This is a genomic window from Shouchella rhizosphaerae, assembly GCF_036700015.1.
GTDB classification, from domain to species: domain Bacteria; phylum Bacillota; class Bacilli; order Bacillales; family Bacillaceae_D; genus Shouchella; species Shouchella rhizosphaerae.
On the sequence record NZ_CP144921.1, the window covers coordinates 3371971 to 3386249 of the forward strand.

At 43.5% G+C, this 14279-nt stretch carries 15 protein-coding genes; 8 read left to right on the plus strand and 7 right to left on the minus strand.

Annotated elements, in window-relative coordinates; all coding sequences use genetic code 11:
- Window positions 1-26: 26 nt before the first annotated feature.
- A complete protein-coding gene (locus V5G21_RS16665; protein ID WP_011246309.1) occupies window positions 27-581 on the minus strand; it encodes a hypothetical protein in 555 nt (184 codons plus the stop codon).
- Between the two features lie 86 nt (window positions 582-667).
- Between V5G21_RS16665 and queG the strand changes: the two genes are divergently transcribed.
- The gene (queG, locus tag V5G21_RS16670) at window positions 668-1819 is read left to right on the plus strand and encodes a tRNA epoxyqueuosine(34) reductase QueG (protein ID WP_011246310.1); all 1152 of its coding nucleotides are present in this window, start codon (window positions 668-670) and stop codon (window positions 1817-1819) included.
- A 40-nt stretch (window positions 1820-1859) separates the two neighbouring features.
- Window positions 1860-2387 (plus strand): methylated-DNA--[protein]-cysteine S-methyltransferase, encoded by a 528-nt coding sequence (locus tag V5G21_RS16675; protein ID WP_011246311.1) that lies wholly within the window; start codon window positions 1860-1862, stop codon window positions 2385-2387.
- A gap of 197 nt (window positions 2388-2584) precedes the next feature.
- Here the strand turns inward: V5G21_RS16675 and V5G21_RS16680 are convergent, their stop codons facing one another.
- Window positions 2585-3046 carry a GNAT family N-acetyltransferase gene (locus V5G21_RS16680; protein WP_035204437.1) on the minus strand — a complete coding sequence of 154 codons (462 nt, stop codon included), beginning with the start codon at window positions 3044-3046 and terminating at the stop codon, window positions 2585-2587.
- Window positions 3047-3153: 107 nt separating this feature from the next.
- Between V5G21_RS16680 and V5G21_RS16685 the strand changes: the two genes are divergently transcribed.
- Both V5G21_RS16685 and trmL read left to right on the plus strand, forming a co-directional pair.
- Window positions 3154-4044: an amidase domain-containing protein gene (locus V5G21_RS16685; protein WP_011246313.1), complete on the plus strand. Its 891-nt coding sequence runs from the start codon at window positions 3154-3156 to the stop codon at window positions 4042-4044.
- A 109-nt stretch (window positions 4045-4153) separates the two neighbouring features.
- The gene (gene trmL / locus V5G21_RS16690) at window positions 4154-4627 is read left to right on the plus strand and encodes a tRNA (uridine(34)/cytosine(34)/5-carboxymethylaminomethyluridine(34)-2'-O)-methyltransferase TrmL (protein ID WP_011246314.1); all 474 of its coding nucleotides are present in this window, start codon (window positions 4154-4156) and stop codon (window positions 4625-4627) included.
- Between the two features lie 42 nt (window positions 4628-4669).
- Here the strand turns inward: trmL and V5G21_RS16695 are convergent, their stop codons facing one another.
- The 3 genes from V5G21_RS16695 to V5G21_RS16705 all read right to left on the minus strand — a co-directional run bounded on the left by V5G21_RS16695 (window position 4670) and on the right by V5G21_RS16705 (window position 7779).
- Complete coding sequence (locus tag V5G21_RS16695; protein ID WP_011246315.1) at window positions 4670-5227, minus strand: YufK family protein; 558 nt, start codon at window positions 5225-5227, stop codon at window positions 4670-4672.
- A 37-nt stretch (window positions 5228-5264) separates the two neighbouring features.
- A complete protein-coding gene (locus V5G21_RS16700) occupies window positions 5265-5579 on the minus strand; it encodes an antibiotic biosynthesis monooxygenase family protein (protein ID WP_011246316.1) in 315 nt (104 codons plus the stop codon).
- A gap of 355 nt (window positions 5580-5934) precedes the next feature.
- A complete protein-coding gene (locus tag V5G21_RS16705; protein ID WP_011246317.1) occupies window positions 5935-7779 on the minus strand; it encodes a transglycosylase domain-containing protein in 1845 nt (614 codons plus the stop codon).
- 149 nt (window positions 7780-7928) lie between these two features.
- On the opposite strand from V5G21_RS16705, the gene V5G21_RS16710 reads away from it, so the two are divergent.
- Both V5G21_RS16710 and lepB read left to right on the plus strand, forming a co-directional pair.
- Window positions 7929-9824 carry a PrkA family serine protein kinase gene (locus V5G21_RS16710; RefSeq protein WP_011246318.1) on the plus strand — a complete coding sequence of 632 codons (1896 nt, stop codon included), beginning with the start codon at window positions 7929-7931 and terminating at the stop codon, window positions 9822-9824.
- 93 nt (window positions 9825-9917) lie between these two features.
- A complete protein-coding gene (gene lepB / locus V5G21_RS16715; RefSeq protein WP_011246319.1) occupies window positions 9918-10487 on the plus strand; it encodes a signal peptidase I in 570 nt (189 codons plus the stop codon).
- 32 nt (window positions 10488-10519) lie between these two features.
- Here the strand turns inward: lepB and V5G21_RS16720 are convergent, their stop codons facing one another.
- Window positions 10520-11263: an AAA family ATPase gene (locus tag V5G21_RS16720; protein WP_035204439.1), complete on the minus strand. Its 744-nt coding sequence runs from the start codon at window positions 11261-11263 to the stop codon at window positions 10520-10522.
- A gap of 334 nt (window positions 11264-11597) precedes the next feature.
- Between V5G21_RS16720 and yhbH the strand changes: the two genes are divergently transcribed.
- On the plus strand, window positions 11598-12770 hold the full coding sequence (gene yhbH / locus V5G21_RS16725) for a sporulation protein YhbH (RefSeq protein ID WP_011246321.1): 1173 nt from the start codon (window positions 11598-11600) through the stop codon (window positions 12768-12770).
- Between the two features lie 13 nt (window positions 12771-12783).
- Window positions 12784-12918, plus strand: a complete 135-nt coding sequence (locus tag V5G21_RS16730; RefSeq protein ID WP_257391332.1) for a hypothetical protein — start codon at window positions 12784-12786, stop codon at window positions 12916-12918.
- 314 nt (window positions 12919-13232) lie between these two features.
- Here V5G21_RS16730 and V5G21_RS16735 read toward each other — a convergent pair whose 3' ends face one another.
- Window positions 13233-14123 carry a TetR/AcrR family transcriptional regulator gene (locus V5G21_RS16735; protein ID WP_035204440.1) on the minus strand — a complete coding sequence of 297 codons (891 nt, stop codon included), beginning with the start codon at window positions 14121-14123 and terminating at the stop codon, window positions 13233-13235.
- Window positions 14124-14279 lie beyond the last annotated feature (156 nt).

The following is a 14279-nucleotide window of genomic DNA, read 5'->3' on the forward strand; positions in this document are numbered from 1 at the left end:
CGTTACTATACCCGATCGCGATTTTCTTAAACATCGGATGACGAACTTTCCACAAGTTGAATCGATGTGCTGCCGCCATGTACATGGGTAAACATGCTGCCCGCTGCTTGGAGCAAAGGCAAGCGCTTGTCCTCATGTAAATGGTTCGGAAAGTAAAAAACATGCAGTCCATTTGTCGTCGTTTCCGATGCTTCTGTTCGCAAAGCAACCGTATCTGGACTGGAAATCAAGCCTAATTGGTCGGAAACAGTAGCCCGTTTTGGATCAACCATTAACGGTGTTTTCAGGGAATCGGCGTCATGAAAAGTAATTGGCAATTTATACTCAAGCATAAAAAAACGAGTCAAGTCCACTGCTGAATGGACCGGTTTAAAAAAGTCCCCTTCTTGAAGCGAGGCAAACAAGGCCTCATGATGGAGCGTCCCTTTTTGGGGCCAGTTTTCTCGTGCAACAAAAGCGTTAAGCGGAGCATCTTGCAAATCAAAGTGCAGCAATTCTTGAAAAAACTGGAGACGTCCTTTTAACATTTGTGATGATGGGCCAATTTCGATATGATAGGAATAAAGCAAACCAATCGTCATAGCGACCTCCTAAAGTGATATATTCATTATCGTCGTATCGGTTGCTTAAATCAATAAAAGCGTATTGCAAAAAAGGAGACAAGGGCATGGATTACGCCCAACTGAAAGCTGATTTGCTCGCTTATAGCGCTGAAATCGGCGTTGATAAACTGCGAATTGCATCTGCTGAGCCATTTCTGTCATTAAAAGACCGTTTAATCGAGCACCAAGAGAAAGGATATGCTTCAGGCTTTGAACATCCGGTATTGGAAGAACGGGTCGATCCGCGGCTGAGCTTGCCAAGTGCACGTACGATTATCTCGATTGCCGTTGCCTATCCGACAAAAATGAAAAAAGCGCCTAAAAGCATTCCAGGGGCAAGGCGTGGCGTTTTTTCGCGCTCGTCATGGGGACAAGATTATCACACCGTCCTCAATGACCGTTTAAAAAAACTGGAGGCATTTTTGCGCGAACGGGTTGGGGAAACGGAAATGGTGCGAATGGTTGACACAGGTGCTTTATCTGACCGAGCTGTGGCAGAACGTGCCGGCATAGGCTGGTCAGCGAAAAATACGTTTACGATTACGCCTGAATTTGGAAGCTTCGTATTCCTTGGCAACTTATTAACATCCTTGCCGTTCCCGTTAGATGAACCGCTTGAAGATTTATGTGGTTCATGCACAAAATGCATTGATGCGTGTCCAACTGGCGCTCTCGTTGGTCCCGGGGAACTGAATGCACAGGCTTGTTTGTCGTACCAAACGCAAACGAAAGGATTTATGCCTGATGAGTATCGGGAAAAAATCGGGAATTATTTATACGGGTGGGACACCTGCCAGCTAGTATGCCCATATAATAAAGGAATCGACAGCCATCACCATCAAGAAATGGAACCAGATCCAGAGCTGTGCAAACCATTACTAGAGCCGTTGTTGTCGATAAGCAATCGTAAATTTAAAGAGCAGTTTGGCCATATGGCAGGCTCATGGCGTGGCAAAAAGCCGATCCAACGCAATGCCATTATCGCTCTTGCTCATTACAAGGAAAAAAGCGCTTTGCCGAAACTGTGTGAATTGCTTGCTTCTGATCCTCGGCCTGTTATCCGTGGTACGGCAGCTTGGGCGATTGGCAAAATTGGCGGGTCGGAAAAAGAGGAAAAAGCGCTGCTAAAAGCGAAAGAGACAGAAACGGACCAGCTTGTGCAAATTGAAATCGAAAAAGGGCTCGATCTGTTGAAAAAACAGAATGGGTCCCAATAATAAAGACGGCTTTAATCTTTTCAGGGAAGAAGGGAATGGCATGAGTTCGCTTAAGCAAATGTACGTCAAAGAAATGGAGAGTCCCCTTGGATTGTTGTCCATTGTCGCATCGGAGCGAGGAGTTTGCCAAATCCACTTTGGTGAAATAAACAAAGCACAAGTTACGGCAAAGCTGTCAAAAGCGGGAATCCGGCCTCAATGGATTCATTTAGACGAAAATGAAGATCTTGATATTTGTGGGCAGTTGCGCGAATACTTTAATGGTCTCCGTGTTGAGTTTGATGCCGACATCGATTTAATCGGTACGCCGTTTCAACTAAAAGTGTGGAAAGAACTACAAAATATTGGCTATGGTAAAACAAAATCGTACAAAGATATTGCCCAGGCAATAGGAGCGCCAAAAGCCGTTCGCGCAGTGGGAGGCGCCAATAATCAAAACCCCCTTCCTATATTGATCCCATGCCATAGAGTAATCGGCAGCAATGGGGCAATGGTGGGGTACGGAGGCGGCTTGACGAAAAAGCAACTATTACTAGGCCTCGAAGGAGCATTAAAAATATCCTCATAAAACAAGGCAGTGTGCTTATGCACGCTGCCTTGAGGTTGTCGACAAAGTCGATAACCGCCCTCAGACTGATAGAAAACGTTTGTCAGACGAGGAGTGCAGCCGAGGGAAGATGCGAATAGAACGGGGGTTCATGAGTAGATGAGTGAGGCAAACGACGAAGTATGCGAGCGTTTGTCTACAGTCTGGAGGCAGTGTGCTTATGCACACTGCCTTGTTTGCCTTTCCTTGAGCATCTTTTTTAACAAATACAAGTCAGATTGAGCGTTGTACCCAAAAATGCTGTAGCCTAGTTTTTCGTAGTAAGCACAGTTGGCTTTCCGTGCTTGGCAACACATTGAGGAACAACCTTGGGCGTTCGCATGCTGTTCCATTTCTTTCAGAAGCAAAGTACCCAGCCCTTGACCTTGGTATGCCGGGTGGACACAGAGACGGATAAAATGGCAACGGCGATTTGCGAATTGAAATAAACACATTGCCGAAATTTGCCCATTTTTTAAGACAAGGAGTGCCTTGTGACTTGAAGCAATCTTTTCTTTTAGAGAGGTCGGCGTTTCTGCAAGGGCTGGTGTATCGGTCAATTCGGTGTCATATTTGCTAAATGCAAGTTGCAATAAATGATGAAGGGCGTTGGCGTCTGCCTGTTGTGCGAACCGTATCATTTAGAAGGGCCTCCGTAATCGTTTTGTTTAATTATACATATTAATAAATAATTATTCAATCATTGTTTTTAAAAAACGCCATATGATTGGAAGAGAGGAGGATGGCGATGAAAAAGAAACTCGTAAAAGCAATTCATGACCGTGTAGAGAAAATGAACCAAGCGTATGTAAGAGGAGATGCGTCCATCTTTGACGATGATGAAAAAAAAGCAATTGAACAAGAGCGGAAAGAGATGGAAAAAAGGGGGGCAGAAGTCGTCCGTTCCCAAGCTTCAGGGGACATCATTTCGGTACGCACCCATGAACAAGTGACACAAGTCGATTACGCGATTTTGCTTGAACGGTTGATTGTTCAAGATGAAGGCAGCTATATGGAAGAAAGGGTATTTAAACGTAGGGCAACCTTTACAGAGGGAAGGCTACGTGCCGATGTCCGTCTGCTCCAAGGGCCAGTGCAAGACGCACAAAATGAAAGCGCGGGGGCGCGAGACGAGCAAAGTCAAAAGCACCGTGAGTACAACCGCCGTGATGCAGTCCGATACGCGGAAAGGTGGTGGAATGATTATAACCCCGCATTTAAGCGCTTTGAAGACAATTGCACCAATTTTATATCGCAATGCCTGTATGCTGGAGGTGCTCCAATGACTGCTAAAGGCAACACACACCACGGTTGGTGGTATGAAAACAGCCAATCGATGAGTTTAAGCTGGTCTGTTGCCCATTCATTTCGCTGGTATTTAAGCGGCGCCCAAAAGGGACTCCGTGGCGAGGAAAAACAACGAGCAAGCCAATTGTTGCCTGGCGATGTCATTTGCTATGACTTTGATGGGTCGGGGAGATGGGATCATACCGCAATTGTTGTAGCGAAAGATTTGCGCAATGAACCTCTCGTCAATGCGCAAACAGTTAATAGCCGCATGCGTTATTGGACTTACCAAAATTCACCTGCTTATACACCAGATATCCAATATAAATTTTTTCGCATTGTCGTTGACTAGAAGGCTTTAAACTGTGGCAACTTGTATTAGGGGACGGCAAAGAGAACTAGGAAAAGAATGTGATACATGCTATAATGGCGGTATTTGAGTAAAGACCGAGGTGCTTTTCATGAGTTTACATATTGTCCTATACCAACCTGAAATTCCAGCAAATACAGGAAACATTGCCCGCACATGCGCAGGAACCAATGCGACGCTCCATTTAATACGCCCGCTTGGGTTTTCCACTGAAGACCGGATGTTGAAGCGGGCTGGCTGCGATTATTGGCCTAATGTTACGATTCACTATTATGATTCGATTGAAGAACTGTTTGAAACTTATCCAGAAGGGCTTTTCTATTATATTGAGACAGTTGGCTCTAAACCATATACGGACTTTGATTTCCGTAACACAGAGGTTGACCATTTTTTTGTCTTTGGCAAGGAAACGACAGGCTTGCCTAACCATCTAACAGAGGCAAACACTGAACGCTGCCTCCGTATCCCGCAAACCGATTTAATCCGCTCCCTTAATTTATCCAATACAGCTGCAATTGTTTTGTATGAAGCATTAAGGCAACAAGGATTTCCAAACGTCCAATAAAACAAGCTCGCCTCGTTGCTGTGTGCGAGCTTGTTCATGCTGTTATAAAGGAAGGCTGGCGACAAATGAATTATAAAGGCGGATAGCGAAATAAATGATGGTAACTAAAAACGCGGCCCAAAACAAAAGCTGAAAACAAACAAAACCAATTAAGCCTGGAATCGTCAAAGAGTCGGCAATTCGGTAAATGGCAAACAACAAATAACTAAAGGCAGCAGCAACAAATAGTAACAAAATGGCAAAGATCATTTTTACGGCAGCAAGGGATAGGATGCTTGCCCCAAGAAAAATCCAGGCGCCGCCTTGTACCTTTTGCCAAAGCGCGCCCTCTTCATCTTTTGAAAAAAACAGCAATGACAGTGAAAACACTGTATCGGCAATCAATTTTAAAGCCGAAAATAGCATAAAAAAGGCCAATAAAAACAGAATCGTGACCCCAAGGCGGATTTCGTTTTCACGGATCAACTCTGTCATGCTGGCAAGAACGCCATTCTCTTCAAGCCAGCCAATGGCAAAGGATTGGCCAAATAGCGATAACGCTAAACTAAAAAGCAATATGCTGATTAATGGAAGATGTCCGGTTAAATACCGATTTGTCATGGTCGTCTCCTTAACACAAAATGGTGATCGTGGTGTTTTAGTCGCCTTTGCAAAAATAGTGGGCGACTTCATAGGCAAAAAGCTCATTAGCAGAAGCGGCAGGCTTTGCTTGCTTTGATTTGCCAGAATGAGCATTAGCGAAAGCAGGGCTGGAAAGCCAATTTTCATAATCTTGCTTTGACGCCCATTTCGTAAAAACAATTTGCTTTCCTGTTTCTTCCATGTTTGTGAGGAACAAAAACTCTAAACAACCTGGCACCTCTGCCATGCGCTCTGCTGATTGACGAAACCGTTCAGTCAGCACCGCTTTTCTTTCTGGTGGTACATGCAATTCATTCATGACAACATACATAGTGAAAAAACCCTTTCTTTTAAGTGAAAACGTTTTAGAAAGTTTACTGGAATGCTTTTCAAGTGTGAGCAGATTCGCTATAATGAAATGGAATCAGCCGAGCCCCTGCGAGGAGGAGTAGGAAAAATGAGAACGTTTTTGATGATGAGCGTTTGTGTCGTCTTTTTAATTTCAATTTTTGCTGGAGGCTATGAGGACAACCCTCATAAACAATAGCCCGTTACAAAAAACCGGAAGACCCTGCCATACTAGACTAAATAGAGCGCTTGTCTTTAGTCGTGAGTCGGGAACCGGTTTTTTGTATGGTATCAACCCTCTCTACGTCCGTTTATCTTCGTTCCCATTGATGGCCAGGCTACTCGCGTACGGCCGTTTCCCAAATATTCATTGCTGGTCGTCTTGGCGACAAGTCTTCCACGGAACCTTCATCCCTTCCTACCCATACCGAAGCCGTGTATTTGTCGGTTAGTCCAGAAAAGGCAAGGTCGCGGTATTGACTGCTCGTTCCTGTCTTTCCGCCGATGTAGCCATTTTGCCCCAACGTAATTCCTTTGCCTGTCCCTGAGGCGATTACATCCGCCAACAACGTCCGCATTTTGTCATTCGTTTCCTTTGACCAGACAAGCACTTCTTTCACATCGTCCCATTGATAGAGCGTTTCCCCGTGTTCATCAACAACGCGAACGATGCCATGTGCTGGAGCAAATTTGCCGTCGTGTGCAAAAGTGGAATAGGCTTGGGCCATTTCATAAACGGAGACATCAACGGTGCCTAAGGCAAGAGCGAGGCCGCGTTCCTCGTCATTAAGTTTGCTAAAAGAAAAAGGCTCTAAGTAAGATAACGCTTTTTCGACGCCGACTTGCGCCAGCATGTATTCCGCCGGGACATTGTAGGAATGTTTGAATGCTTCTCGCATTGTGACAACGCCAGGCATAGCATGATTGTAGTTATTCACACAGCCAACTGTTTGTTTGCTGCTGTTTTGAGCACAGTTAGGCGATGGATTGCCGTTAAAAGTTGCGGTTAGCGGAGCACCTGTTTCTTCTAAATAAGGCACATAGTCGATCAATGGTTTAAAAGCGGACCCATGGTGGCGAAACGACTGTGTCGCGTACATGAGGTTGCCCCGTTCGTAGCCTCTTCCGTTACTAATCGCGACAATCGTACGTTTATCATTATCGATCACCATCGCAGCTCCTTGTGCGTTGTCAGGCAATTCTCGAACCACGCTGTCGACTAGCCGCTGTTGCCGGTCTGGATCAAGCGCTGTTTCAATCGTTACCCCTTGTTTCAGCAGTTCGTTAACGCGCGCTTCGACTTCCTCGCTTGGCGCTTCCTCCATATTCTCTAGTTGGCGGATAAGCATTTTAAATTCAGCTAAGATAAAATCGCTGTAATCAGGAAATTCGTTTTTAAGCTGGGAACGATGTAAGACGATCGATTCTTCCAATGCTTCGTTATGCTCAGCAGACGTAATGAACCCTTCCTCTTCCATCTTTTGCAAGACCCATTCTTTTCGTTCATGGGTATGTGCGGCTTCGTCTTTAAAAGGATCATAATAAGTTGGATTATTCGGAATGGCTGTCAAAAACGCGATTTGCGCAAGGGACAACTGGTTCGTTGTTTCGCTGAAATAAAGCTGAGCCGCTGCCTCAACGCCATAAGCGCCGTTGCCGAAGTAAATGGAATTTAAATAAAGCTCAAGAATTTCTTCCTTAGAATACTGTTGTTCCAGCTCATAGGCATAAAGCAGTTCACTCACTTTTCGCTCATATGTACGGGAATGGTCTAAAAAGATATTGCGTACCATTTGCTGGGTAATGGTGCTTGCCCCTTGGTCAATGCCGCCTTCGCTTGCATTTGCAAGAAAAGCTCTGGCAATGCCTGTGGCATCGAAGCCGTGGTGCTCAAAAAAACGCTTGTCTTCAGTGGCGATAAAAGCATGAATGACTGTTTCTGGAATATCGCTATAAGGCAAGTAAACTCGGTTCGTTCCGTTATTTAGTTCCGCAAACGTTCGGCCATTGGCATCAACAATTGTACTGTTTGAAGACAAGTAGAGGGCGTCGCGGTCAATGTGCTCATTGACTATTTGTCTTACTGATTGTACGTTTGTGATTTCTGCCGTTACGTTGGAAAATAAAAAAACGGTCGATAAGGCTAAAACCGCAATTAATATCCAGCCTGTCCCTGTTTTCATGACAAAACTCGCTTTCTATTAATATGGGTTTAGTATACCACTGTTTTGTTGGGACGGACAGAGATTCAATTTTCAAAAAGTAGCATGTTCATGCGTCATTCGGCATAACGTTAAGTAATCTCGCTTACACGAGGACGGAGGTATACGCATTGGATATTCTAAAAAAAATTGAACAATACCGAGAAGAAGAAGAACGCTTAAAGTGGGAAGGGACGTTTGCCGATTATTTAGCGTTAATTAAGGAAAAGCCATGGGTCACTCAAACAGCCCACTCACGCGTGTACAATATGATAAAAGACGCTGGCGTAGAAGAAAAAAACGGAAAAAAAGTGTATTCCTTCTTTAAAGATTCCATATATGGGCTGGAGGAAGCACTCGAAAAGCTGGTAGAGGAGTATTTTCATTCGGCCGCGAAACGACTCGATGTCCGCAAGCGGATTTTGTTGTTAATGGGGCCAGTTAGCGGCGGGAAATCGACGCTCGTAACGATGTTGAAGCGCGGTCTTGAGAACTATTCACGCACCGACAGAGGCGCCGTTTATGCCATCAAGGGCTGCCCGATGAATGAGGACCCTCTCCATTTGATTCCGCTGCATTTGCGCAAAGACTTTGAAGAGGAGTATGGCATAAAAATTGAAGGCAATTTGTCGCCTTTAAATATGATGCGGCTAGAGGAGGAATACGGAGGGAGAATTGAAGATGTCTTAGTGGAAAGGGTGTTTTTCTCAGAAGACAAACGCACCGGGATTGGCACCTTTTCGCCATCAGATCCAAAGTCCCAAGACATTGCCGATTTGACAGGAAGCATCGACTTCTCAACCATTGCTGAATTTGGGTCTGAATCCGATCCGCGTGCATACCGCTTTGATGGGGAGTTAAACAAGGCAAACCGCGGTATGATGGAATTTCAAGAAATGCTGAAATGCGATGAAAAATTTCTATGGCATTTGCTGTCGTTGACACAAGAAGGCAATTTTAAAGCAGGGCGGTTTGCGCTCATTTCGGCCGATGAACTCATACTAGCTCATACAAACGAATCAGAGTACAAATCGTTTATCTCCAACAAAAAAAATGAAGCACTCCATTCAAGAATCATCGTCATGAAAATCCCCTACAACTTAAAAGTTTCGGAGGAAGAACGGATTTACAAAAAAATGATTGCTGAAAGCGACTTAGCTCATGTCCATATTGCCCCCCATGCTTTGAAGGTAGCAGCTATCTTTACGATTTTAACTCGTTTAAAAGAGCCGCACAAAGCGGGAATTGACCTAGTGAAAAAAATGAAGCTCTATGACGGGGAAGCGGTTGAAGGATACAACAGCCAGGATGTGAAAGAATTGCAGGCCGAGTTTCCTGACGAGGGCATGAGCGGGATCGACCCCCGTTATGTGATCAACCGCATTTCGTCAGCGATTATCCGTAAGCAATTAACATCGATTTCAGCGTTGGATGTGCTTCGTTCGATTAAGGAAGGGCTTGACGCCCATGCTTCGATTTCTAAGGAGGACAAAGAACGGTATATCGACTACATTACAGTTGCCCGCAAAGAGTACGATATGATTGCCAAAGAGGAAGTGCAAAAAGCATTCGTCTACTCTTACGATGAATCAGCGAAGACGCTAATGGACAATTACCTTGACAATGTGGAAGCTTATTGCAACAAAAACAAACTCCGCGACCCTCTTACAGGAGAAGAAATGTCGCCAGACGAAAAGCTGATGCGTTCAATCGAGGAACAAATCGGCATATCCGAAAACGCCAAAAAAGCATTTCGTGAGGAGATTTTAATTCGCATATCTGCCTATGCCCGAAAAGGGAAGAAATTTGACTACAACTCCCATGAACGGTTGCGTGAAGCGATTCAGAAAAAGCTATTCGCCGATTTGAAAGATATTGTAAAAATCACGACTTCTGTGAAAACGCCAGATGAATCACAGTTGAAAAAAATGAATGATGTCATCGCAAGACTCATTGATGAACATGGCTATAACTCAGTTTCAGCTAACGAATTGCTCCGCTATGTTGGCTCACTTTTGAACCGGTAGGCAAGAAATCCTCCGCATCGCCTCGTGGAGGATTTCTTGTTCTTTTTTTGAATTAATGATACGTTAATAAAAAGGCGAGCAGGATGCTCATGAATGGAAGACGGAAAGCGAGGAACAGCAGTGGCAGAAGCGGAAAAGAAATCAGAGTTTTGGGGCTGGGTAAAGGCGATTGCAATTGCGCTTATTCTTGCGTTTGTAGTCCGGACATTTGTGATGACCAGCTTTGAAGTTCGCGGCGTCTCAATGGTGCCGACTGCTCATGACGGTGAGCGTTTTATTGTAAATAAATTAAGCTACCAATTTGGCGAGCCTGAGCGGTTTGATCTCATTGTGTTCCATGCGACGGAAGAGGATAGCTACATCAAACGGGTGATTGGCTTACCAGGCGATACCATTCGATTTGAGGACGACATCCTTTACATTAATGGCGAGCAAATCGAAGAGCCTTACTTGGAAGAAGCAAAAGCTGCTTATTCAGGGCCTGCGTATACGGAAGATTACTCATTTGAAGAAACCGTCCCAGAGAACCATGTGTTTGTAATGGGTGACAACCGCCCTGCTAGCTTAGACAGCCGTGTTATTGGCCCAGTTAATGAAGATGAAATCATCGGCAAAGTCGGATTGCGTTTTTGGCCAGTATCTGAATTTGGCTATATGGATTGAAAAACGAGTGCTTTTAGCACTCGTTTTTGCATTTAATCAGAAAAGAGTTGGTGAATAAAATAGGAGTTCCGTTCCATAATCATGCGCCAATCTTTAAAAAGCTGCGTCTCTTCTGCAGCAATTTCCTCAATGCCGCCTTCACTTAGTTGAAACACTTGTGCTCCTGGATACAATATCAATATCGGCGAATGGGTCGCGAAAATAAATTGCGAGTTTTTGGCGATTCGTTCCTTGATGGCAAGGAGAATTTGAAGCTGGGAGTTTACAGACAGCCCAGTTTCTGGCTCGTCCATCAAATAAAAGCCATTGCCGAAAAAGCGATGGTTCATTAACGTGGTCATTGCCTCACCACGAGAAAATGTGTGTAAATTGCGGCCAAATAGTTCTTGTGATAACACTCCTTCCCCTTCTGCAAATTGATCCATATCTGTAGCCAAATTATAAAACGTCTCTGCCCGGTAAAAGTAAGCATCGCGTGGGCGATAGGCCCCCCTAGTTAAGCGGCAATATTGGTAGAGACTGGAATGGCTTGCTTCTGTTTCGAAACGGTGGTTTTTTGAGCCGCCTTCAAGGTTTAATTCCATTAACGCTGCTAGTGTTTCAATCAACGTTGACTTGCCTGTTCCGTTTTCGCCGACAAAAATGGTGACAGGTTTTTTAAAAGAAAGACTATCAAAGCCTTGCAGGAATGGAAGGGTATGAGGAAAACCAAGATGTCGCCCATTAGCAGGCTTGTCGTAGTGCAACTGTGTAATGTACATATGTCTAGGTATCATAGGCTCTCCCTGCTTTTTACATTAGTGTAGCAAAAAATGTACGAAAGGGGGGAGCCTGCTTTTATATTGATAGGTTTTAGCGGTGCAAGAACGAGGCCTTTGCAAAATGCATACATACGAAATGCTTATTATCAGTTAGCCTTTTCATCGTTACCATGGCGCGGTTTGGCTTGTCCAATAAAAATTTCTTGGCAACTCTTGCTCTTGTCTTACATAGGATAAGAAAAGTAGCCATGCAACAATATTTTGCACCAGTTTATGATATGCACAATCAACTAGAAACGTTCCACTTTCAATCGATAAACGTAAACAAACCTTACTGAGGAGGGAAGGTATGGAAAAAGACAACGGCCGGCAGTTCACAATCTCCCAGGAAAACTGGTCCCTCCATCGAAAAGGGTTCCAAGACCAACGTCGACACCAAGAAAAAGTACGGGACGCCATCAAAAAAAACTTGCCTGACTTAGTTAGTGAAGAAAACATTGTGATGTCCAATGGAAAAGACGTGATCAAAATTCCGATCCGCTCGTTAGATGAATACAAAATTCGTTACAACTATGACAAAAACCAACATGTTGGCCAAGGGAAGGGCGACAGCAAAATCGGCGATATCGTTGCTCGTGATCCAAATGGTGACAAACAGGCAGGCGCTGGCAAAGGGTCAGGCGCAGGCGATCAAGCAGGCGAAGATTATAATGAAGCTGAAGTTTCGATCGTGGAGTTAGAAGAAATGCTTTTTTCTGAGCTTGCATTGCCAAATTTACAAAAAAAAGAAGAACAAGAGCTTGTAGTGGAAGATATTGCATTTAATGATATTCGCAAAAAAGGGTTAATGGGAAATGTCGACAAACGCCGTACGATTTTAGCCGCCATTAAGCGCAACGCTTTAAATGGCAAAGCGAACATTATGCCGATTTACAATGACGATTTACGGTTTAAAACTTGGACGGAAACGATCCGGCCAGAATCAAAAGCAGTTGTTATTGCGATGATGGATACAAGTGGTTCAATGGGACGGTTTGAAAAATATATGGCACGCAGCTTTTTCTTTTGGATGACTCGTTTCCTACGTACAAAATACGAAACAGTTGAAATCGAATTTATCGCTCACCATACAGAAGCGAAAGTAGTAAGCGAAGAGGATTTCTTTTCAAAGGGAGAAAGCGGGGGGACGATTTGTTCATCCGCTTATAGGAAAGCGCTAGAGTTGATTGACGAGAAATACAACCCACGTGCGTATAATATTTACCCATTCCATTTTTCAGACGGTGATAACCTAACGTCTGATAACGCACGTTGCTTAAAACTAGTTAACCAGCTGATGGATCGTTCCAACTTGTTTGGCTACGGGGAAGTCAATCAATATTCGCGCCATTCGACATTAATGAGTGCGTACAAAAACATCACAGATCCCCGTTTTATGCACTATATTTTAAAAGAAAAAGGCGATGTTTACCACGCCCTAAAATTTTTCTTTCAAAAATCGGCAGAGGAAGCCCCCGTTTAGGGGGTTTTTCCTTTTGCAACGAAAGTGGCCACTATTTTATTCGTTTTATATCTCTTGTTCTAATGAACGCATCGCTAGCGACTTGTTAAAGCATGATCGTGATGAATTCGTTGCTAGAACATTTGTTTTTGACGACAACGTTAAATGAGATTTGTAGTCCAGATAAACACAAAGATGATGCTAGTAATTGCCAGTGATGAGAGGAACCACCGCTTTATACTAGGGTTGTTTTTCAAAAGTGTGTCGATTACGCCACTTAACAAAAAAACGACTACAAACGTAACAACAAAAATTGCAACCAACATGATGATAGGCATGAAGCATTACTCCTTTTTTAAAAGTATAGCAGAAAAAAGTACATCCATAAACGTTGCTTCCATTAAACCGTGAATGTTCTCCCTTTCTTAAAAGGCCTGTTAAACATCTATTTTCGATTGCTGTCTAAATCGATTGAACAACTGGTTACATAAAAGGTTCAAGCGCTTTTTTATAGTGATGCAATGTTTCCTTCCATTCTGAAGCATGTGCTGTAAAGGAGAGAAGGATGCTCTCAATTACAAATGTTCGTGGTTCCTGCTGTTTTAGTTCATGCTCAATAAATTCCAGCCCCTCGAGCAAGCCTTTTTCTATTTGTGTATCGTGGTTTGCGGAAAGAATCGCTGTCTTAAGGGTATTGTGCGCTGTGTCAAAATGCCGTTGATCCTTCATGGGTGTTGTAGCTTTTTGGTCAAGCCAATCCCGCAACAAACTTTCAGTAAACAATGGCGCTTTGTGTGTTTGCTGCATGCTGGAGAAAAACTCTTCTGCCCTTTCAGCGGCATAGCGGACAACGTTTTCGTAAAATTGGTCTTCTTCTTTTTTGGAAATCGTTTTTACACGCATAAATTGATGGATAATGCCGTTAAAAATAAGGGCTCCATCCAAGCTGTATGGTTTTATTTCTTCGCCAAACATGCGAACAAACTGGTTTTGAATCCATTCGATTTCATGAAAGAAATATTGCTGGAACAGTTTTTTTAATGAAGGGTCGTCTGATAAAAAAATTTGTTCAAATAAAGGAAAAAGGTTGTATTTTTTGTTTGTCTTGCTAAACAGCATCGTTTGTTTTGTAAATTGTTCCATCCCTGTAATAGCGGGATCATCTTCAATTTCTTTCCTCTTGGCGATAACTTTATTGTGTATCAATTTAATGATTCCGTATAGGAGGTCATTTTTCGACTGAAAATAGTTATAAAACGTTCCTTTTGAAATCCCGCTTTTGTCAATAATCATTTGGATAGAAGTCCCTTGGATGCCGGATTTTAAAAATAGGTTAAGCGCTGTTTCAATGACATGTTCTTTCCGTTTCAGCAATTGCGTCACCCCGTATTGAATGATCTGAACCAGTCGTCCAAATTTAATGCTACCGTACATTTGTAAAAAAAACAAATCGCAAATTTTTCGCTTGAAAAGAGGAATGGAAAGGAGTATGATAAATCTCGTTATTACTATAGAATTGGTGTATATATA

Bases quoted from the DNA above. Each gene is read 5' to 3' on its own strand.
- V5G21_RS16685 (WP_011246313.1), top strand. From the start codon at position 3,154: ATGAAAAAGAAACTCGTAAAAGCAATTCATGACCGTGTAGAGAAAATG.
- lepB (WP_011246319.1), top strand. From the start codon at position 9,918: ATGGAAGACGGAAAGCGAGGAACAGCAGTGGCAGAAGCGGAAAAGAAA.
- queG (WP_011246310.1), top strand. From the start codon at position 668: ATGGATTACGCCCAACTGAAAGCTGATTTGCTCGCTTATAGCGCTGAA.
- V5G21_RS16720 (WP_035204439.1), bottom strand. From the start codon at position 11,263: ATGATACCTAGACATATGTACATTACACAGTTGCACTACGACAAGCCT.
- V5G21_RS16700 (WP_011246316.1), bottom strand. From the start codon at position 5,579: ATGTATGTTGTCATGAATGAATTGCATGTACCACCAGAAAGAAAAGCG.
- V5G21_RS16680 (WP_035204437.1), bottom strand. From the start codon at position 3,046: ATGATACGGTTCGCACAACAGGCAGACGCCAACGCCCTTCATCATTTA.
- trmL (WP_011246314.1), top strand. From the start codon at position 4,154: ATGAGTTTACATATTGTCCTATACCAACCTGAAATTCCAGCAAATACA.
- V5G21_RS16675 (WP_011246311.1), top strand. From the start codon at position 1,860: ATGAGTTCGCTTAAGCAAATGTACGTCAAAGAAATGGAGAGTCCCCTT.
- yhbH (WP_011246321.1), top strand. From the start codon at position 11,598: ATGGAAAAAGACAACGGCCGGCAGTTCACAATCTCCCAGGAAAACTGG.
- V5G21_RS16705 (WP_011246317.1), bottom strand. From the start codon at position 7,779: ATGAAAACAGGGACAGGCTGGATATTAATTGCGGTTTTAGCCTTATCG.
- V5G21_RS16665 (WP_011246309.1), bottom strand. From the start codon at position 581: ATGACGATTGGTTTGCTTTATTCCTATCATATCGAAATTGGCCCATCA.
- V5G21_RS16695 (WP_011246315.1), bottom strand. From the start codon at position 5,227: ATGACAAATCGGTATTTAACCGGACATCTTCCATTAATCAGCATATTG.